Below are 20,817 nucleotides of genomic sequence, written 5' to 3'. Positions count from 1 at the left end.
AGGGGAACCTTTTTAACTAAACTGCATCATTTATTTTATACGAAGAAAGCCCTTCTCAGGCGAGAGTGGCATCAAAAATTGCAGTAATCAGGATGATTTCTCTCTATCAGCTGCTGTTGGAGCTTGTTCAAACCATCCTTTCTCAATCATAATTCTTGCTGCATTCTCAACAAAATATGAATTTTTCATAATTGCCTTCAAATAAACCATCCCTATATCGTGCCGGCCATTTACAGCCACAGAATTTCCGAAGGATCTAATTTTCATTGAAAACATATCCATCTTATGAAAGAGCATTAACTTATCAGAAAAAGGTGAAAAAGTGGAATTAGTTATTAAGTCATCCAGAAAAGATGGCGATGGCAAATTTTCATCATGCAGTTTTTGCATATAATCTTCAATATTATTTGTGGTCAGATCTTTTCCTCGTTCGAACAATTTGCGTATTTTTTCATCCTTTGCTACTTGTGCGAATGCCATAATGAGTGCTTTACTTGTTACATTATTTTCAATGTTATCGTAAAGATGTGTGATTTCCAGAGCATGCAATGGGCGTTTATTTCCAAGGTAGCCGTTTAAAAAATCCTTATGAACAAATTCCACTTTTTCTGGAACGGGAATTAATGGGGGTTTAATTATTAATCCTTTATACATCAATATTTTTTTAATTTGCTCCATCAAATCCATTGTGGAATCCATACAATGCCTAAAAAATTTTTTTACGTCCTCTCTATACACAAGAGGTATTGCAATACTATAAATACTCAATCCAGCTTTCGATGCATACTTCAAGTAGTGGACATAGAATTCATCCAGAAATAGTCTGGGAGCACCTAAATTTACGTCCTCTTCCGTAAAACCTTTAGGGATAGGATACCCCTCTTTCTCGAAAATACCTTTAATGGTTTTCATGAATTCTTCTGATAGTTGTAAAGCATTTTCCAATAAGGTTTTAATATATTTATCATCAACATGCTGCAGAAAGTATTTTAAAATACAGGATGCCATGCTGTTTCCCATATAAGTAGCCCAAAGCTTACCCATTTCTGCTGATGTTAGTTTCTCGGAGGCATTTGTTTTATAAGAACTTAATTTAATGGGTTTAATCTTTTTCATGTTAATACCTTCTTTTTTACTTAATATTTCCTTCCCTTAAATTCATATACTTAAAAATATCCTTCTCAAATGGCTAAAAAGGTGATTTGCAAATTCAATCAAAAATCCGGCAGCTGCACCTATCAGTCCCCAATAGGCAGGGTCTCACGCCAACTTAAACCCTATACTGGCACCGACCACTGAAAATGCAGTCGCTAGTGCTGCTCCAATATTGATCAGTGATGTCCCATCTGACCGATGGAGATTATAAAGGAGCAGTATGCTGAACAATCCATTATCCAAAACGAGCCTTATAAAAGATTAATTAAAAGAAACACAATCATAAAATTCAGGTACTATAAATACATTGCTGCTATCCTCATTCAACAATCTGGCCCTTTTCATGAAGAAAGACGCTTTCCATAAACCTGAAAAGCGCCCACCACCGAAGATCCTTGCCTTTCATTAATACCCCTTCAAAAAATCCACCCTATTAGGTAAAGCATCATTATTTTCGATTCTTTTTAATGTATCCCAAAAGCATGAGATCGCTTCTTTCAGCTCTGTCACAGCTGATATATGAGGAGTGATGATGATATCGTCTCTTCCCCATAGCTCGGAAGTCTCTCGCAGAGGTTCTGTTTCAAGAACATCTAACACAGCGTAACGGACTTTTTTGGAATTGAGCGCTTCAATAAGCGCTTCCTCGTCCACTGTATGGCCCCTGCCGACATTGATAAAGGCAGCTCCGTTTAAATGACTGAAAAATGCACGATTAAATAGCTTACTCGTTTCTTTTGTCAAAGGCAATGTGCTGATAATCCAATCTGCCTGTGCAGCCAGCGTGCTTGCAGAGCTGGTTTTCGCCACCTTTTCGAAATACTCCTTTGGTTTCCCGCTTTGCGAGATGCCATAGACGGTGGACCCAAAACTTGAAAATACTTTTGCAGCCTCCTGCCCAATCTCCCCTGTACCATAGATAACAATCGTTTGATCCTTCATCATTTGCGGAGTTTTTGGAGCCCATTTCTTCTCCCTTTGTTTTCCTTCAAAATAGTGGTGATCTTGAAGATCTCTTAATACATAGCTTAAACAATACTCACTTATTCTTTGTCCAAACGAGCAAATAGTTCTGGTTAGAAGAATCTCTTGTTCCTTCCATCCCTCAACTTCCAAATAATTGTTTACACCCGCATTAAAGGAATGTACCCATTTCAAATCGGCCAAGTGGAAGCCACGACACGGCTTGAAACCGACATAGGCATCTGCCCATGACAAATCCTCTTCTGTAATATCATCAGCCCGCTTAAAACGAAAGCTCTGAGGTGTTTTAGCTGGCAGCAGTTCCTGGAATTCCTTTTCATAGCTTCCTGCAACCAATATATTATGTATGTTCATTCGACTTCCCCCATCCTCAATGGTATGTGCTCCCTTGCAATTTTAAATCATTGACTAAAAGATATTGCAGTCAACAACATAGCGTTCGGATTATCTAAATACTCCTTTACTAGTTCTGTTGAAAGAAAAAAGAAGAAGCCTACAGGCCTAAAATGACAATCCAGTTGTACCCTTCTGTCACACCTAAAACATGGCTTGGCACTGCAGTGAACTGCTCTTGTTCTTCCGGAGCTCAAAAGAATTTTATATTTCCAAATTTTCATTCGGCTATTTTAACTCAATGTTATCAACTTTTTCATAAACATCTTGGGTTTTTTATTACATTTTAACATGTGAACTTGCCGTCGTATTTTATCTTTAGGCAAGAAATCTTAGACGACATTCCCCTGCCTAATTTAGTACTAATAGCCAGTTCTAATCATATTCTTATAAAAGAAAAAAATGAAGGGGTGCAAAGTCAGTTGATAAAAGTTAAGGTTGGTTTACGGCCCATTGCCAGTAAGATAAATTTACCTACTGTTTTGAAAACAGTTATACTTCCAGGTGATTCCAAGGAAAGACTATTTATTGCAACCCAGGTAGGAGAGATCTTTTACATAAGAAACTCAAGCTTAAGGACTTTTTTAGATATTCGCCACAGAATCCTAAAACTGGGTGCCTCTGGTGGCGGATATGATGAACGGGGATTGCTTGGACTAGCGTTTCATCCCGAATTTTATTATAACGGTCTGTTTTATCTTCATTATTCAGCTGCCGGGGCACAAGGACCAGGTGCACTTTCTGAATCGTATAATCCTGACCCGTGTGATCCTGGAACTTTAAACCTAAAATGGATGAATAGAGAAACACAATATGACCATATTGATACAATAGAAGAATGGATTTTACAATCGAGTGGCGGGCCCCAAAAACGAAGGACTTTACTTAACTTAAGAAGGCCATTTTCAAATCATAATGGGGTCAATAGTTTAAACTTTTCGCCAGAAACAGGAAAACTAGTTTTAACAACCGGAGATGGCGGATCAGGCTATGATCCATTTAATTTAAGCCAGGATGATCTGGAGATTGCCGGTAAAATAATTGAAATTGATGTAGATAAGAATACTTACATTATGAATCCCCCCATTGTCACACGGTTTAATGAACTCCCCGAAGCGATTCAGGAGACCCTCACGGTAATGGCTAAGGGGGTTCGCAATATTCCAGGCATTTCATTTCAACAGTTTTATAATCAGTATATTAAATATGCAGGGAATGTCGGCCAGGATTTGGTCGAGTCGATTTATTCATTTGTACATTATAAACCCATACCGGTTACTCAGCTTATTCAAGCATCTGTGATGAATTCTGAACCTGCCAAGGAAGGATTTATAAACTTTGGCTGGCGAGGCTGGGAAGGTGATTTTCCTGCTTCGATTATAAGAGACTGCACTAATAATCAGAATTTGGATGAGAAGACAATGGCTTATTACAATGAAGCAGCGGCACTTTCAGCGAGTCGTCTTCAGCCTTTAACTAATTATTTTCATAAAGATCACAGACCCGATAAGTTTGAAGGAACTGCACTTACAGGAGTGCAAGCCTATATGGGGAAAGGAATCCCTGCTTTAACAGGAAGCGTTGTGTTTACCGATCTTGCCCGGAAAGATTCGCAGCCTCAGGTTAGAGGGGCTTTAGCTTATACCATCATGAGACCTAATGGTAAACAAAATGATTTTAGTGTGATCCAAACCGATTATGATTTTGGGTCCCAGTCAGCCTATTATGTTAATTTGGGGACGAATCTGAAACAGACCAGATTATATTTAGGGGTTTATGGCTCTATGAAAGTGACTGATTTAAATCAAGGCACTGTCTTTGAAATAGTTCCATGAATCATAACGATAGAATTCTGCTTAATCCTGATAAATCTCTTATAAGGATTGAAAAGAAATGAAAACCATGTGATAGAGAATCACTAAATGTTCATCATTTTTAATCTTTTAATAATGATTAAAGCCATTTCAACCCATAGCCAGCTATAAAGGAAAACAAATAAAAAGATACCTCCCGCTGTAAGAAATGAAAAGGAAGCAGAGACGGCTGGACCTAAAACTGGAAAGTGAAAAATAAATAGTAACCCCATAATTCCTAGCATTAAAAGGATTGCACCAGCAGCAATGATACTTAATCTCTTCCTGAAAAAGGAAAAAGATGCCCCAATACCAAGCCCTAACAATCCTGTTGTAAAAGGAAATATAATTAGTTCAGATGGCTGCAGGATCAATAACAACATAATTGTCAGAGAGTAGGACATTACTCCAAATGGAATGGAAAAAACAGAACATAACAGAATAGGTGCAGTGGCAAGCGGACTTAACAAATATCCTATACCTGGTAAAAGGCCGCCAGCAGCCTGTAAAATAGCAGCAATACAGGTGAAAATAGACACCAAAATGAGCTTCATTGTTTTTTTATATTTACTAAATACTTTCTGAAATAGATAAACCTCTTCCGAGATAGTCTTAAAAAAATACACCTGTTCACCTCCTTCTATAATGGATATATGTTACCTTACATTATATTTACACTTTTTAGAGGCGGAACAATTTTTTATAATCCATTTGCAGAGGAAAGTTAGCTGTATGGCTCCAACTGGTAATAATAGGGGATTTTCCTTTAGCTATAAAAAACAAGGGCCTTATTGGCCCCTGTTATTATTTGACTATTACTTTTCCAACCATTCCTTCCTGGAAATGGTACCGGCATATCAGCTCATATGTACCTGGCTGTTTCGGTTTCACGGAAATATTCATTTCTTTTCCTGGCTGAATCTCAGCATCAATTCCGAGCTTTTCCACTGTAAAGGTGTGCTCTTTCTTGCCTTTATTTTTCAATATTAGCGTTGTGGATGTTCCATTCGGAATAGTGATAACCTTCGGATTAAAGTAATCATCGTTCAGCTCGACCTCAATCGATTTGACCTTAGTTGAAACACCGGATTCGGCAAATACGCCGAGTGAGCCCGGAGATGACAAAACCACAAGCATTGCAAGCACAAAGGCCAATCCAGTTACCCGCTTTTTCACAGACATTCGCAATCCCTCCTTTCCTAAACCTATTTTTATCTGATTCACAAAATTTTATCACCATAAATCATGATCCAAACTACTTTCTAAAACTTTGAATTGACAAAGATTGCTGCCCCTTGTCATTAACCGCAAGGGCTCTCTTTATGTGCTGGGTGAAGGCTGCTCAAGAATGTCCTGTGAATTTTCAATTTGAACGAACATGTTCGCGGCTGGCATTTGTACTTGATTCTTATAGAATAAAGACATTAGTTCAAATCTAACCTGCCTGGACGTTTCAAAATACTCTTCGGGCTTAACCAGGCCTACAATACAAAATTCGTACCCGACATGTTTAAGGTTTGGATTTAAGTCTGTAATCCCAATATATTGAAATGGTTCAACAGCCTCGCCCCCTAGCCTATACAGGCTATGAACTAATTTTTCATTGCAGATCACACTTGCTTTCTCTAACAATTCCTTAATTCTTGCTGGATCTTCCTGATAACTTACCGTAATCCGCTCAATAACCCGCATCCAGCCTTTATTAAAATTTTGTATCGCTCTAATCTCTCCATGCGGGATAGTAAGGAGTTTTCCCGACCATTCACGAATTTGCATAAAGCGAATACTTATCTCCTCAATGGTACCTGAACTTGTCCCGTTAAAAGTAACAAAATCACCGACACGAAACTCTTTATCCGTTAATCTTGCGAACCCCAAAATAACGTCTTTTAACATCTGCTGTGCAGCAAAACCGATGACAACACCGGCAATCCCTGCACCTGCAAGAATGCCTTTTATATCTACAAATTGACTAATTAGATAAATAACAAGGCTAATCGCAATTCCATACCTAAAAATGGATCGTGCTACACCTTGTATCGTCTTTTCTACCTCTTCATCAAAAAAATTAGACTTCCTAAAAAACCAATCAATCATACGGTTTATGACAAATGAAAAGGTGATGAGCACTAAAGCAAATAGTGTAAATCTTAAAAGTAAAAACTTCCTTATATAATCAAAAAACTCCTCAGTAAAAGTTAATAGGTCCATCCATCCACTCCTTAGAAAGGAAAATTTCAAGGATTATCTGTTACCTTCTCCTTAAATATCGTTTCCTTAACTATGTATTTTCATTATCATTCCCAGGTCATCTTCAACAAAATGGCCCAAATAAAAAAACACGTCCTGTGGAAACTTGACCGTAATGTCAATAAAACAATTAAGTAACTTACTGTTAGCACAATAGAAAATCCGCCTAAGATCCGCAGCCGGATCTGATTTTTATTGTCATTGTAAATAATGTATTAATTAATATCTGCATATAATACTGACAAAGAAAAAAGCTGCTGATCAGCAGCAGATCTTGAAATAAAAACCTGTCAGTGAAGTTTTTATTCATTAAATGATAGCCCTTCTTCTTTTAAGGAAGTTCTCATAATAGGTAAGGAAGCTGGACCAATGCCATGAATTTTTAATATTTCTTTTTCAGTGTACTTTGATAGTTTATTCAAAGTGTCTATTCCTTGGTGAACCAATGCATTCCTTGCAGGAGCACTGAGTTTCGAAAGGAAGCCACTTTCAGGCTTATTCTCTTTATCACAGGTAGGACAGCTTTTACACTCACTACTTTTGTAAAACTTATGTCCCTTTTCACAAACCCTTAAACTTTTATCTGCTGTCAAAATAATTCCTCCAAACAAATTCTGATCCAATATCATATATTATTAATTTCATATTAGTTTTATAAACTCGACAAAAACTATGTATTGTGCTTTTCAACAAACCTGCCCCTTTTGTTTAATAAGAAAAGACCACCAAAATTGGCAGCCCTATCTTAAATAAATGCACCCTTTACTTTAACTGCAATTCTTCACAAACTCAAATTTCTCCACAAAAGTGAATATGCAACAAAACCTGGAAAAGGCGATTTGTTATAAAAGTATTATACCCATTAAGTAGAAACCGTCTAAATTAATATCTCTTTAAATTATTAATTCAAATGAGAGGAAAGACCCCGACCTATAAGGTTTGCAGAAACTGGCTTTTTCCCTAATTCCCTTGCCCAAATTGATAATTGTCCTATATGATGAATTTCGTGAGCAATGGCATGTCTCATGATTTCGCCCCAAGTATCCGTCACAATTCTTCCATCTGGCAAAGTATCGTAAAATAATTGATTTTCCATGCTAGCATCCCATTTGTTCACAAAGTTTTCCACTTCTAAATGAAATTCATCGTCTAATTTTCGAACCTTGTTCAAGCTTTTATAACTATCGAAACTCTCCTGAAAGTCAGTTTTACCCTGTAAAACACGTATCCAGCTCCATTCGACATCAACAATATGGAAAAGTGTATGCAATATACTTCCCATTCCACCCGTTCGGTCCTGCAGAAGTTCTTCTTCACTTAACTCTTCACACCAACGATACCAGTCTTCTCTTACCATCCAGTTATATCTAAAAAAAGTTTGCAAAAGTGCCCCTCCCCATTTATAAAACAAATTAATATATTATAAAAGCAATACCAAACATTGTTAATATTACTATTTCTATAAACATAGGTTGAATTCCTTGTTCAACTCCCTCAGTTTAATACGATTTACTCACGAATGCTCGCTTATTCGCAGGATTTCATCCTCCATGGATATATATTTCTAAATTGAAAAGAGTAGATTCTGGACAAATGGCTACGTGAAGACATAGTTAAATAGAGGAGTAGGATTATACTCCAAATTCTACCATATGATGTACTTCTCCACGCCAGCCCTTGGAGGCTTTCCCTCCCATGTCTCAACGGGTCAATTGCCCTCTCATTCCTTCGTCATGCCTATCCAAGGGGTGGAGGCCAGTTATGCTAACCTGATGGGTCAGTGCCCTTTTGTTGAACAAACCTGGTACTCCGTACATATTTGAAATCCTGCGAATAAGCCAACACTCGATCTTTAAAAATATAAGGGGTAAATGATTCACTTCGAGAAAAAGTGAATTGAACTACGCTGCCAACTCAGTTAACGGCTGGACCTTCTTGGCACAATAAGCTTCGTTTTTTCGCGCTATCCCTACAAAGATCCTAGCTAACTTCCCGATCAGCTTCATTATAGATTTCATTTTTTTCATTTTCTTGACCTTAACATTATTCGAGTGGAGGGCTTTAAATTCTGGGTTGTTCATTACCAGGCTCATAGTAGCTAAATAGAGGAAACGTCTTAACCTTGATCTTCCACGCTTTGAAATGATTATTTGCCCTTTCCACTTCCCTGAACTGGCTTCGGCTAGATGGAGTCCTGCATGGCGAAGTAAAGAGTTGCCGTGTGAAAAACCACTTAAATCTCCTGCTTCCCCTAAAATACCAGCTAACGAAATTTCACTAATTCCCTTAATCATAAGTAACTTATTCGCGAAAGGAATTTTAGGTAGTTCATCCTTGATTGCCAGCTCAACTCTTTCAAGTTGTTGAATCGCAAGGTCATACTCTTCGAGTAATTGTTCAAGATGAAATTTATAAGCTTCTAATGCTTGCCTTGTACCAACTGATTTCCTGGCTACATTGAGGAGTAAATAGGCTTTCTTTAATCCAGGCTGTCGCTTCATCAGTAACTTCCACCCGGCCACGATCTCTTCAGGCTTCATGGAACCCAGTTCCATCGGAGATGGGAAAAGCCGAAGTGTTGCGATGGCCCCTTTAGCAGTGATGTCTTTAAATACTTGTCTAAGCTCGGGGAAGACAATATCCACCCAGCGATTCAATTGATTAATCGAGCTTACAAGCCTCTTAACAATGACATCCCGATTCGACATGAGTACCCTGAGCTTTTCAAACGACTCAGAAGTATCCCTTACAAAGGCATAGTAACCGTTCTTCACCATATCGGCTATTACAAGAGCGTCTTTTTTATCACTCTTTGATTGGGTATTATCACGGTTTTCTTTATTTCTTTTCACCAAATGAGGGTTAACTGTCACTACCTCAATATCTTGTTTCATCAGCCATTTAGAAAGGTTAATCCAATAATGACCGGTAGGTTCCATACCAACTATGGCAGCCTCAAGTTTATGTAATCTTTTAATGCTATTAATCCAGATTAACAGGGACGAAAATCCCTCTTCGTTGTTTGGAAAAGTGATTGGATCTCCTACTACAATCCCACGGAAATTCACTGCTCTGGCTACGTGAAATTGTTGTGCAATATCCACACCAACCACAAGATGTTTATCAGTAATTCTTTCTATTAGTTGATTTTGTTTGTCCTGCATTTTAAACTTCATAATAAGGGTTCCTCCTAAGTTTGAGTTAGAGTCGTGTCTTACTCATATCTTACTGAGGAGCCCTATTTTTTTCAAAGCTCAAAAATAACGATCTACAGGAATGCTATCCTGCCCCTTTTGTAGAATAAGAAAAAGCTACCTGATTCGGCAGCTGATCTTGAATATAAGCACCCTTAAGTTGAATAACCACCTTCTCCGGTAGTGCAAATTTTAATGTAAATTAAGTTATAGGTTTATGTTTTACCGGTGATGAAAGGTTAATTAATGAAGAGGGTTGTCCATAAACCATTGAATCGTCTATAAAGTCCTCAAGAGTGTGAACTGTTTCTGTTACAACCTTTACTAAATAACTAAATTGTCCAGCTAGCCTATGACACTCTATTACACTTGGATGGGCAATGCAAAAATCTCTAAACTCCCTACATTTCTTTGTGTCATATAGTATAAAAGCAGTAACATGCTTGTTTATTTTTTCCGGATTAATAATAGCTCGATACCCTTTAATAACTTCCTTTTCCTCTAATTTTTTTAACCTCTCATTTGTTGCCGGTGTTGATAGCCCAATTTTTTTCCCTAACTCTGTCACCGACATGCGCGCATTCTTTTGCAATTCAATCAAAATTCTTTTGTCAATTTCATCCATCCTAAAGCTCCCTTCATTTTTAAAGTGTAACTTTATAAAAAGATTAAATTATTAAATATATTAATAAAAATACAATAATAAATCTATGTAAAAAGTGAAAGTGAATTATTACAATTAAGTTATTAAATCTATGGGAGGTAATGACATTGATAAAGCTGCATAATAACGTCCCGTTAATTGTAATCGATGTCCAAAGCGCTTTTGATGATTCCAGTTGGGGAAAGAGAAACAATCCATGTGCTGAAAGAAATATCGAAAAGCTAATAGAGCATTGGAATTTAAATCAAAGATTAGTCATCTATGTTAAACACTTGTCAAAAAATAAAGACTCTCTTTTTTATTCTAAAAGCGAAACAAGTGAATTCAAGGAAATGATTAACCCGCTGCCAAAGGATATTATTATTACCAAAAGTGTTAATAGTGCGTTTATTGGTACTAACCTTGAAGAAATATTAAGGAAAAACAATTGCCCTAATATTGTTATAACAGGCTTGACTACTAACCACTGTGTGGAAACAACAACTCGTATGGCTGGGAATCTCGGCTTTAATCCTTTTTTAGTTTCAGATGCGACTGCAACTTTTGATAGGCAGAGTTTAAATGGGGAAACATTAAATGCCGAGAAAATACATGAGATGACTTTAGCAAATTTGCATGAAGAATTTGCGACTATTAAAAAAACAGAAGAAATATTAGCAATGTTATGAAATTAAATTGGAAAATCTTGTTGTATAGTAAGTAAAAAAGAACTTAAAAAGGAGAGATTAATAAGTGGCTTTAGAAATGAGAAAGTCTTGTGAAGCTTGTGAAAACAACATATCAATAGAAACCAATGCTTATATTTGTACTCACGAATGTACTTTTTGTGAACCTTGCACAGAAAAAATGAATTATATTTGTCCCAATTGCGGAGGGGAATTAGTTACACGCCCTAAACCTAGTGGTTCGTGTCCTATTACTACTTCAAGATAAAGCAGCTTAGGAAAATCAAATTAGCTTGTACAAATGAACACAAGCATGAATGTATTTTGGCTGCTCAGAGTTCATTAACATTATCAAAGCCTCTTGTAAGTAAAATAGTCCCAACCTGTTAATTTGGTCGGGACTATTTTTTTAAAATACTAACATAAAAGTATGTGTAATTTTTATAATTAACCCTGTCTCTTACTTCCAAACTAAATATCCTTCTTAAGTACTTGCCGTTAGCTTAAGTACATTCTTTAACAAAGTTATTTAAAAGTAATGATTCTTGTTACGCAGTAATGGTCTAATGTGATATTACAGCATAGACTCTTATTGAATAAACCTGCCCGTTTTGTTTAATAAGAAAAACAGCGATATTCTCAATTAAACGACCTTGCATCCTCACTTTTCTTTCAAGTCCCCTTATTTACTAACAGTTATTTACTTTTTAGCTTTATCCTGATTTCTATTTCCTTTTTCCTCACCTGGGTTGATTTGTCCTTGATCGACAATACTTTTATCACTCTGTTTTCCTTTGTTACTTATATTTTGCTCTTCATTTCTTCCTTTATTATCTGCTACTACAGTGAAAATAATACCATTCTCTGGAGGTGTTGAAAACGGAAGAGTGAAAATTATCACAAAAGAATAGGGGGATTATAAAGATTATTACCTAGTCCGTTTCCAGTATTCCCTGTTTAGGCTTATTAACCAAATATATACCCAATAAAATGAGACTTCCACCTAGCAAAGTCGATATATGCAGGGTTTCATTTAGTAAAAACCAGCCGAAAATCACACCAAAAAATGGTGCAAGAAATAAAAACGAGCTTACCTTCCCAGGGTCTTCCTTTTGTAAAAGAAAAAACCATATGGCAAATTGAACTATAGAAGCCATAATTGCTAACCAAAAAAGAATTACAATTGATAAAGTATTTAAACTCATTTTTACTTGCTCGAATACCAAACTAGTTAATAGTAGCAAAATGCCACCAAATAACATCTGATAAGCTGTTAAGACCCATGTATCAAAATTTGAGCCCCATTTTTTCAATAATAATGTAGCAATAGCCCAAGAGACTGAACTGAATAGCCCCAAAAAGGTTCCAAATTGTTGTACATCTAGTTTTGCGCCTAGTGTAATAAAGACACCTAAGAATCCAACGATGACTCCCATCCATTGGACAATACGATAATCTGTTCCCAAAAACAACGTACTAAAAATAACTACCAGCAAAGGATTAGTAAAAGTTAGAATGGAGGACTCGCCTGCTGTAATTGTTCTTAAACTCAAAAAGATAGCACCCATTACCCCAGTAGTTTGAAAGATTCCAACAACTATAATTTTAAGCCATTCCTTTGGTTTTTTAGGGTGGGTTCTTTTAAATAAAATTACAATTGCAGCCATCAATAAACCAGCAATCGTAAAACGCAATCCTACTAAAAATAAAGGTGAAAAATATTTTAAACCGATTTTACCAATTGCAAATGAAGATCCCATCAAACCTGTTGTAATAACCACTAAAAGAATAAACATTGCTTTATTCATAATAAATATCCCCACTCTGTACTTTTTAGTACAAATAATTTTAGCAACTTTCTTATTGTGACTTATAAACTTAAAATGTCCCACCTCATTGTGCGAAATGGGACATTTATTTTCATTAACAACGTATCTTATTCATTCTCCAATTAAAAAGGATAGTTAGTTTCTACACAAACGGAACATGCTCTATCTATAAATCTGACTTTTCTTCTTGTTTTTATATATTTTTTCTCTTTTCAAGTGCCTTCACTAATTCTTCTCCCATTAGTTCGGATGAAAACGGATCACGACTAGTAACAATTTGATCATTCGCCCAAACTGCCTGAGCTTTTTGTTTTAAATCGCCTTTATCTTATTGAGCAATTTTCGTCATTTCTTGTTCTAAACTAAACGGAAGAATATCTAATAAGCCATCAGGTTCAATTTTATCTGGGATGAACGATACTCGGGCCTACCCCAAGTCCTTTCATATTGGCTTCTCAAGAGAGTAATGAACGAGTAAACGAGATCAATCAACGATTGATGGATTTGATGTGAAACCGCCTAAAATGGGTCAATGTATTATTACTGCTTTTTATCATTTTCATAAAGTACTTCAACTTTAGTAGGTGTGTAACCTGCACTGTCCACCCATGAGACGTAGACCCGATAGTTATCGGTTTGTGCTTTATTAGTCACTGTAGCAATGACACTATTTGTACCATTGCCACCCACCCACCATAGGATCATATCATTTTTTGATAAGCCAGCCCCTTTTGAAATTGCTGCAGTCATTTCTTCCCAATCCTGTGATCCTCGATCAAAAGTCACTCTCGTATGGTTTACCTGGCTGGTAGGGACTGATGGCCAATTTTTAGTAATTACTTTATTAACATTTGACTTGTCTCTATTCTTGACGGTTTCTTCTTCTGAATCTTTATCCCCATTTTCTTTTGGTTTATCTGACTCTTCTTTTTCTTTAGTGGAATCTACTATGTTGTTAACCTCCGATTCCTTAGAGCTTTCTTCCTTTAATTCGTTTGTCTCCGTCTCTTTTAGTTTAACCGGCTCTTCTTTTTCTTTAGTGGAATCATCAGGTTTATTTTCACCCGATTCCTTGGAGCCTTTTTTCTCTAACTCGTTTGTCTCATTTCCTACTTTTAATGGCTCTTTATCAGGATTATTATTATTAAGCTCCATATGTTTTTTCAGTGTACTAGAAATTTCATGTAGTTTTTTCTTATCGGGCACATAATAGTAAGTACCCTTTATTGTTTTATCTGTTCCTTCAATTTTGTGCTGCACTATGTTTTCTCGAGCACCCTTATAATTTGATTGAATTTTTAACATCTCATTTAATTTCATGTTTGTTTTTACATTATTTTTAAGAACGTTGACGATTTCTCCAAATTTCGTGATAGAGGATAAACTTTCCCCTTTTTGCATTAAAACTTCAATTACTTGGCGTTGGCGTTTTTGCCGGCCGAAATCTCCTCTTGGATCTTCCTTTCTCATTCGGGCATATAATAAAGCTTCATTCCCATCCAATTTAAGCTGACCTTTTGGAAAGTGAACATTCCCATAGGTGAAATCTAAATCATTATATACCTCTACCCCTCCGGCTGCATCAACAATACCTTCAAAACCCTTCATATTAACTTTGACAAAGTAATCAACGGGGACATCTAAGAGGTTTTCAACAGAATTAAGGGTCATCTGTGCTCCTCCTACTTGATAAGAACTGTTGATTTTGTTTAGACCTCCTTTTATGTTTGTATATGTATCACGTGGAATACTAACCATATGCATTGATTCGGAATGAGGATTAATTGTTAATAGAACCATTGTATCGGCCCGGCCGCCTATTTCATCTGATCGAGAATCAATTCCCATTAACAGAATGGTTATTGGATCACCATCCTTAAAGTTGATACTTTCCTGACGTCCTTCAAATTTTTCATTTCTGTCGACCTCTTCGTGAATACTTGCTCGGGTAGATATAACAAACTGAAATGTAAAACTGACTACTCCTAAGATTAATACTGTAAAAGAGGTTAAAACTAATAGCAGAAATTTTTTACCCATTATCAAATCCTCCACAATAAAACCTAATCACCGTTTTTGCTGCAAATAGTTCTTAAAATTAGCCTGTTTCTATGCGGCAGGTCTAGAGCCCTCCTGGTGATAATTTCTTCCTGTCCGAGTGACTTTGTTCCATTTTTTGTTGAAAAAATAAGAAATACTTCCATACATGACAAAACAAATTGTTACAAATCGATAAATAAAAATATCAAAAAGGATGGCAGAAAATATTCGAAATCCATCTCTTTTACGAAATGTAAACCCGTAAAATTTTCCTTGGCGGATCGCTACCAAGTCGTACAATAACCCAACTAAAAAAACCCAAAACATATAGAAAAACATTAAATAGGTATTTTGAGGGTCTTTTATTATGTTTACAATCACTATCCCTGTCATTAAATATGACGCAATGGTACCTACTAGAAACGACTCAAAAATATAAAAAAAAGAAACAGGCCTAGTAAATAAAGTTTTTACAAAGAAGGACCAGAAATGAATGATGCAATCTATATATGCTTTTTGCCATCGCAAACGTTGTTTGGTTAAATCCTTCCATGTTTCAGGTAATTCTGTATAGCCCACTGCATCTGATATAAAACTAATTCTCAAATTTTTACTTTTTGCTATAAGTCTATGAATGCGCAAAGTGATATCAATATCTTCTCCTATTGTTTTGCGGTAACCGCCAACATCTAGAAGGGACTGCTTTCTGAAAATGCCAAATGCTCCTGATATGACAGCTAAAGCTTTAAAGCGTACAAGAGATAATTTTGAAATATAGAATGCTTTTAGAAAGTCCAAAACTTGAACTCGAATTAACATGTTTGTAAAACGCAGGGATAATCGATTTTTATGTTCATTTGTCCTTGTTTGCAAAACATGCACCATCCCGCCAGCAGCAACAACATTCCTATCTTTAAAGGTATCGTTAACAGCAATTAATGCATTATCTTCCAAAATAGTATCAGCATCCAGTGTGACAATAAGATCATGGTTTGAATAATCAATTCCTGCATTTAAGGCATCGGCTTTTCCGCCATTCATCTTATCTATGACATAGAAGTTAGGGTAGAGTTCAGATTGGTACAATCCCTTAACTTTTTCATAAGATAGCTTACAGTTCGGAGAGATGGAACATGCTTTCAATTGCAGCGATTTAGTCAAATAGTTCATTGTATCATCTGTAGAACCATCATTAATATAAATGACCTCTAATCTAGAATAAGGCAATAATCTCATACTCTTAATTGAAGTTTCCAGAATACCTGTTTCGTTGTAACATGGAATTATAATGCTTATTCCTTCTTCTTCATCCCTATTATCGAGTATCCTTTTTTTTAGCTTGGGATAACGATTGGACCTTTCTTCAGGTTCCCGGAACCATGGTAAACAATGGTATAAATGTAACACCGAGAACGTAACACTTAAATAGAAAAAAACTGTGATTAATATATTCAAAAAAAGACCACTCCTTTACTAAATAAAAAATCTAACCGCATTCTTTAGCACTAAAATAAATTGGCATAACGAAATTTTTAGAACGGATGCTTATAAGGAGAATATAGTGGAAAGTATGTAAGATACTAAAATATAAAACTTCTTAGGTACCAAGCTTTCGCACCTGAAAATGTTTATATTTGACCGTTGTAACACGCGGAGCTGGTGAAGTCACGAAGCCGCAAAGATAGATAATTACTTTTAACAAATTGCTTAATGTCAAGGTTGCTCCCCTCTTGTATCAGGTTAATTTTTATTCTAAGTTCGTCTTTAGCTAGAAGAGTTTAAACAGCAACAAACTCATAATCCTCTCTAAGTAAGCCGTCACTGATTGACGGAAGACCATAACTGTTTCAAACTTCTTTGCTGCATGGTAGTTATGCTATAAGCAGATTCTGGATACTAGCAATCTTTTTACAAAAAAGAAAACGCCCTCCATATACGGAGGACGAAAAATCATCGTCAATGAAATGATAGCATACCATTCAGACATAACAACACTGCCTTAATCTCTATAAAATAACTCACTTTGTTTAGGGCAAACTATTTACCTTAGGGAATACTTTTCCTTTTTTGTCTTAACTCTAGGCATTTTAAAATATCACTATTTTACCCGTAAAAATAAATAATCCTTTAGAACCTTGTAAAAATTATGCAATGTTTTTTTTCAATACAATCAATTAATAACTATAATAATGGACAGATCGCTTTTCCTGTAATACCCAAACGGAAACTGATATTAAAATATAACATTCTATCAGTTATCAAACAACAAACAATAAGAAAAAAGTGTCTCAAGTAGAGAAGCAGGGCTTAGGGCACAGCTATGAACTTTATGACAGCTAATATGAAAGTAAAGAGCTACCTTTCTTTTTTCAAGGGCATCCATTTTGGGGCGTATAGCTATAAAACGCAAAAAACTCATCAGCAATTAGCAAGTTTTTGCTTCTATTTGAAAAGGGGAACTGACACCTCATCTCAATATAAACAAGTCAGTTAAGTAGCTTGGAGTTTTAACATACAATGTCAATCGATGAGCCATTTTGGGCGGTTTCTCATTAAACCCATCATCCTTTAATCGTTGATTGATCTCGTTTACTAGTTCTTTACTCTCTTGAGAGAAACCAGTATGAAAGAACTCATTTCATTAGGACTGTGCAACCACTTTCACCGATATTAAGGTAAGTTATATAATAACTAATTTCTTTGTTGCTTTCCAACGTTTAATATTTAAATGGAACAAAATGTAAATAACAATAAGATCGTTTTCTTTTTCAACTAAACTGCCCCGTTTGTTAAATAATAAAAGCCGCCTGGCAGTGCAGCTGATTTTGGCATAAGCTCATTTAGCATAATAAGTTTAATTTCCATATTTATCATCTCTTACTGGAATACCATACTCTTCAGGGTGATTAAAGTAATCCTCATAGGTTAATGAACTAACTACTTCAAATGCTTTAGTATTTGGATTGTATTCAAACACTACAAGCTGTTCCCACCCACTGTTAAATCCAGTATCAACAACTCCAACTCTGTTAGGTGCAATTTGAACAACTTTCCCACCTTGATTATTTACGTCAACATTTGGCGTCTGTACTTGAATGTATTCATCGGTGTTCATTTTGAAAGCAATTACAATTAAACAAACTAATATACCACTTAGAATAACTTTAATAAATGTATCATTCTTCATTCTATATTCCCCCTTTTTTGTGTAATCTATTTGAACTAACTTGCCCCGGCCGATAGAGAAAAAAGAGCTGCTGATCCCCATTGGATCTTCAACTCACAATCTTCCCCGTTATTGAACAATGAGGAGGCGATGCTCTATTAAAACATCGCCTCCTCACTTTAACTATCTATTTAGAAATAAGATATTTTTCTTTGAAGATTGGACTAAGTTCACTCCATACATCAAATTTATTACCATCTATATCATAAAAAATAAAATTTCTTCCAGAGTGACCTCTGTCCTCGATCTCTCCAACTCTAATTTCACTTTGCTTAAATTCTTTATGAATTGCTTGTAAGGCATTTAACCCATTAACTTCGAATGTTAACGAAAAACGCTCATTACCGTGAATATCAAAGAAATTGGAGCTTTGATTTTCATTAGACTTCACAAGAAAAATACTTTGATTAGCAAAGTTTAAAATAGCTTTGTCTTGATCTTTGTAGCTTAACTCTGCTCCTAGTTTATTTACATACCAATCAGAAGAAAGCTCTACATTAGTTACTGGTATATATGTTGTGCCTATCCTTAATAATTTCTCACCCATTTTTTGTCCCCCCTAAAATTCCAAAATATTCTAAATTTAAATATTCAACAAAAAATCCTTACTTCCTTCATTAAAGTAAGGATTTTATATTGATTTATGAAACTGTTATTGAACAAAACTGCCCCTTTTGCTGAATTTTGAAAAAACTGCTCGTTTTTTCAACTAGCATCTCCGAAAAAGTAAAGACAATTTTATTGAGTTTCTAAAATATCTTCTCCAAAGCCGTATAATTCTTCAATATACAATCGTCTATTTAGTATATTGACAGTAGGAGGAATTTTTCATGAAACCAATTGATCACATTACCAAGGATATTGTAGATGAAACCAGGAAGGCAAGAAGTGAATTTTTTGAAATAATCTCTGACTATTCAACTGATTTATGGAATTATTGTAAATATCTCACCGGCTCCCCTTGGGATGGTGAAGATCTATATCAAGAATCGATTATAAAAGCGTTTGGCCTTCTCCCTCAACGGTGGAGTGAAATAACCGACAAAAAACACTATTTATTTAGGGTTGCAACAAACACTTGGATCGACCTATGCAGAAAGCTAAAGCGGGAAGTAGGATTATTAGATGAAGTATCTGAAGCTAACGAAGATTTCTCGAATCCTCTATTATTGGAAGAGGTCTTAATATCATTGGATGATATATTGACACCTAAACAACTTGCCGCATTTCTATTATTAAATATTTTTCAATTTAGTGCTGAAGAAGTAGCCGGTATCGTACAAAGCACTCCTGGAGGGGTCTATTCTTCAGTACAACGGGCGAAAAGAAAAATAGCTTCTTTTGATTTTACTCAAACAAAATCTGGTCTGTATAGCCAAGAAAAAAATGTAACGATTCAATCATACTTAGAAGCATTTAATAAGGGAGATTTAGACGGCATGTTAGAACTATTTAGTGTTCAAGCACAGAATGAAGCCTATTTGGGTTTCCAAGAATTTTCTAAAGATGAGATGATAAAAGGCTCTCTAAGGTTTGGTCTACCCGGTCATAGAGCTGATGAATTGATTCTATGGAATAAACCAGTTATCGTTGTGTTTGCTGATGGAGAACAAGGACCAGAAATTCACGATATTCAAGTGCAAGAGATTGAAAATGGAAAAATAGTAAACCATAAAAGTTATTTCTTTAGAAAAGAATTTATTTTGGCTGCCGCTAAAGAGCTTGGAGTAAAAGCGCAGTTAAAAAAGCCACCGGTGGATTGGATCTAAGCATTAAGGGGTGACATTTGTTATCCCTTGTTTCATCTTAAATAAATGCTTCGTTTCTATTTAGCCTTAGAATCATTAACCTTTTAATTTATAGAGCATGCTTTATTATTCAACTAATCTTCCCAGTTAGCATAAAAGAAAAAAGCTGCCTTATGACCAGTCTGCAATTATTCAACAAAGATAGCTAGATTCTCCAATGTTGATTTTAAACCGATGTCATGATCTTCTTTGCGTATTCCTTTAGGAACATTTTCACAAATAACAGTGACTCTTGTGCCTTCTGTGATGGATTCAAAAAGCCACTTCTGTGTCATTTCACCAGCGAATTCTGGAGATTCAGATTCAAATATTATTAATTGTACAATCCATTTGTCAGGAACCAACTCTAAAAACTTCCCTTGGTATACATCAGTGTTTTCCGAGGTTTTTCCAGATGATGGTTTGCCTTCTTCATAGGTAAGGGTCATTTTGTAAGTTCCACCTTCACGAGGGTCAAAATTGTCAATATGACCTGACATACCTTTAGGCGGGAGCCATGAAACTAATGATTTCGGATTTAGGAATGCCTGATAGATAGTTTTTGGTTCTGCCATAATGATTCTCGAAGCTGTATCTCTTCTATTGTCACAAGCTGCATTTTTCATAATAAAGCCAAGCCTCCTTAGACCTTTAGTTTAGACCCTTTTTCAGGTTAAACACATGTAAATAAGATTATTTCCTTTTCCTATGAAACGAGTATTACAGCTTAACTTACTTTTAAGTTAACCTGGGTTTCTACAAACACTTCCACTTGTG

20 protein-coding genes are annotated in these 20,817 nt (G+C 35.7%); 4 read left to right on the top strand and 16 right to left on the bottom strand.

Features of this window, described 5'->3' with window-relative positions; translation table 11 throughout:
- Nucleotides 1-87: 87 nt before the first annotated feature.
- Nucleotides 88-1,116 (bottom strand): DUF3231 family protein, encoded by a 1,029-nt coding sequence (locus ACR42H_RS03735; protein WP_436374756.1) that lies wholly within the window; start codon nucleotides 1,114-1,116, stop codon nucleotides 88-90.
- A gap of 444 nt (nucleotides 1,117-1,560) precedes the next feature.
- A complete protein-coding gene (locus tag ACR42H_RS03730) occupies nucleotides 1,561-2,493 on the bottom strand; it encodes a D-2-hydroxyacid dehydrogenase (protein WP_436374755.1) in 933 nt (310 codons plus the stop codon).
- Between the two features lie 461 nt (nucleotides 2,494-2,954).
- Here ACR42H_RS03730 and ACR42H_RS03725 point away from each other — a divergent pair, with 461 nt between their 5' ends.
- Entirely contained in the window at nucleotides 2,955-4,367 is a 1,413-nt protein-coding gene (locus ACR42H_RS03725; RefSeq protein ID WP_436374754.1) for a PQQ-dependent sugar dehydrogenase, read from the top strand.
- A gap of 83 nt (nucleotides 4,368-4,450) precedes the next feature.
- Here the strand turns inward: ACR42H_RS03725 and ACR42H_RS03720 are convergent, their stop codons facing one another.
- The 7 genes from ACR42H_RS03720 to ACR42H_RS03690 all read right to left on the bottom strand — a co-directional run bounded on the left by ACR42H_RS03720 (nucleotide 4,451) and on the right by ACR42H_RS03690 (nucleotide 10,454).
- A complete protein-coding gene (locus ACR42H_RS03720; RefSeq protein ID WP_113884120.1) occupies nucleotides 4,451-5,011 on the bottom strand; it encodes a hypothetical protein in 561 nt (186 codons plus the stop codon).
- A gap of 178 nt (nucleotides 5,012-5,189) precedes the next feature.
- Nucleotides 5,190-5,567 (bottom strand): cupredoxin domain-containing protein, encoded by a 378-nt coding sequence (locus tag ACR42H_RS03715; RefSeq protein ID WP_113884121.1) that lies wholly within the window; start codon nucleotides 5,565-5,567, stop codon nucleotides 5,190-5,192.
- Nucleotides 5,568-5,705: 138 nt separating this feature from the next.
- A complete protein-coding gene (locus ACR42H_RS03710) occupies nucleotides 5,706-6,596 on the bottom strand; it encodes a mechanosensitive ion channel family protein (protein WP_113884122.1) in 891 nt (296 codons plus the stop codon).
- A 341-nt stretch (nucleotides 6,597-6,937) separates the two neighbouring features.
- Entirely contained in the window at nucleotides 6,938-7,264 is a 327-nt protein-coding gene (locus ACR42H_RS03705) for an RNA polymerase alpha subunit C-terminal domain-containing protein (RefSeq protein WP_395858195.1), read from the bottom strand.
- A gap of 272 nt (nucleotides 7,265-7,536) precedes the next feature.
- On the bottom strand, nucleotides 7,537-8,019 hold the full coding sequence (locus ACR42H_RS03700) for a DinB family protein (protein ID WP_436374753.1): 483 nt from the start codon (nucleotides 8,017-8,019) through the stop codon (nucleotides 7,537-7,539).
- Nucleotides 8,020-8,536: 517 nt separating this feature from the next.
- Nucleotides 8,537-9,811: an IS110 family transposase gene (locus tag ACR42H_RS03695; protein WP_436371579.1), complete on the bottom strand. Its 1,275-nt coding sequence runs from the start codon at nucleotides 9,809-9,811 to the stop codon at nucleotides 8,537-8,539.
- A 220-nt stretch (nucleotides 9,812-10,031) separates the two neighbouring features.
- Nucleotides 10,032-10,454: an Lrp/AsnC family transcriptional regulator gene (locus ACR42H_RS03690; RefSeq protein ID WP_113884125.1), complete on the bottom strand. Its 423-nt coding sequence runs from the start codon at nucleotides 10,452-10,454 to the stop codon at nucleotides 10,032-10,034.
- 155 nt (nucleotides 10,455-10,609) lie between these two features.
- Between ACR42H_RS03690 and ACR42H_RS03685 the strand changes: the two genes are divergently transcribed.
- Both ACR42H_RS03685 and ACR42H_RS03680 read left to right on the top strand, forming a co-directional pair.
- A complete protein-coding gene (locus tag ACR42H_RS03685) occupies nucleotides 10,610-11,161 on the top strand; it encodes a cysteine hydrolase family protein (RefSeq protein WP_436376826.1) in 552 nt (183 codons plus the stop codon).
- A 64-nt stretch (nucleotides 11,162-11,225) separates the two neighbouring features.
- The gene (locus ACR42H_RS03680) at nucleotides 11,226-11,426 is read left to right on the top strand and encodes a DUF1272 domain-containing protein (RefSeq protein WP_436374752.1); all 201 of its coding nucleotides are present in this window, start codon (nucleotides 11,226-11,228) and stop codon (nucleotides 11,424-11,426) included.
- Nucleotides 11,427-11,858: 432 nt separating this feature from the next.
- On the opposite strand, the gene ACR42H_RS03675 is transcribed toward ACR42H_RS03680, so the two are convergent.
- The 6 genes from ACR42H_RS03675 to ACR42H_RS03650 all read right to left on the bottom strand — a co-directional run bounded on the left by ACR42H_RS03675 (nucleotide 11,859) and on the right by ACR42H_RS03650 (nucleotide 18,800).
- Nucleotides 11,859-12,059 (bottom strand): hypothetical protein, encoded by a 201-nt coding sequence (locus ACR42H_RS03675; RefSeq protein ID WP_436374751.1) that lies wholly within the window; start codon nucleotides 12,057-12,059, stop codon nucleotides 11,859-11,861.
- Between the two features lie 31 nt (nucleotides 12,060-12,090).
- A complete protein-coding gene (locus tag ACR42H_RS03670; RefSeq protein ID WP_436374750.1) occupies nucleotides 12,091-12,966 on the bottom strand; it encodes a DMT family transporter in 876 nt (291 codons plus the stop codon).
- 561 nt (nucleotides 12,967-13,527) lie between these two features.
- On the bottom strand, nucleotides 13,528-15,027 hold the full coding sequence (locus ACR42H_RS03665) for a DUF1510 family protein (protein ID WP_436374749.1): 1,500 nt from the start codon (nucleotides 15,025-15,027) through the stop codon (nucleotides 13,528-13,530).
- Between the two features lie 69 nt (nucleotides 15,028-15,096).
- Nucleotides 15,097-16,482, bottom strand: a complete 1,386-nt coding sequence (locus ACR42H_RS03660; protein ID WP_436374748.1) for a glycosyltransferase family 2 protein — start codon at nucleotides 16,480-16,482, stop codon at nucleotides 15,097-15,099.
- Nucleotides 16,483-17,881: 1,399 nt separating this feature from the next.
- On the bottom strand, nucleotides 17,882-18,214 hold the full coding sequence (locus tag ACR42H_RS03655) for a hypothetical protein (protein WP_436374747.1): 333 nt from the start codon (nucleotides 18,212-18,214) through the stop codon (nucleotides 17,882-17,884).
- Between the two features lie 166 nt (nucleotides 18,215-18,380).
- Nucleotides 18,381-18,800: a VOC family protein gene (locus ACR42H_RS03650; protein WP_113884127.1), complete on the bottom strand. Its 420-nt coding sequence runs from the start codon at nucleotides 18,798-18,800 to the stop codon at nucleotides 18,381-18,383.
- A 283-nt stretch (nucleotides 18,801-19,083) separates the two neighbouring features.
- Here ACR42H_RS03650 and ACR42H_RS03645 point away from each other — a divergent pair, with 283 nt between their 5' ends.
- Nucleotides 19,084-20,022: an RNA polymerase sigma factor gene (locus ACR42H_RS03645; RefSeq protein WP_113884130.1), complete on the top strand. Its 939-nt coding sequence runs from the start codon at nucleotides 19,084-19,086 to the stop codon at nucleotides 20,020-20,022.
- 167 nt (nucleotides 20,023-20,189) lie between these two features.
- On the opposite strand, the gene ACR42H_RS03640 is transcribed toward ACR42H_RS03645, so the two are convergent.
- Nucleotides 20,190-20,666 (bottom strand): SRPBCC domain-containing protein, encoded by a 477-nt coding sequence (locus ACR42H_RS03640; protein ID WP_113884131.1) that lies wholly within the window; start codon nucleotides 20,664-20,666, stop codon nucleotides 20,190-20,192.
- Nucleotides 20,667-20,817 lie beyond the last annotated feature (151 nt).

The sequence above is a fragment of the Cytobacillus sp. BC1816 genome, from assembly GCF_051353635.1.
In the GTDB taxonomy this organism is placed as follows: domain Bacteria; phylum Bacillota; class Bacilli; order Bacillales; family Cytobacillaceae; genus Cytobacillus; species Cytobacillus oceanisediminis_C.
This window is presented reverse-complemented; position numbering and strand designations above follow the sequence as displayed.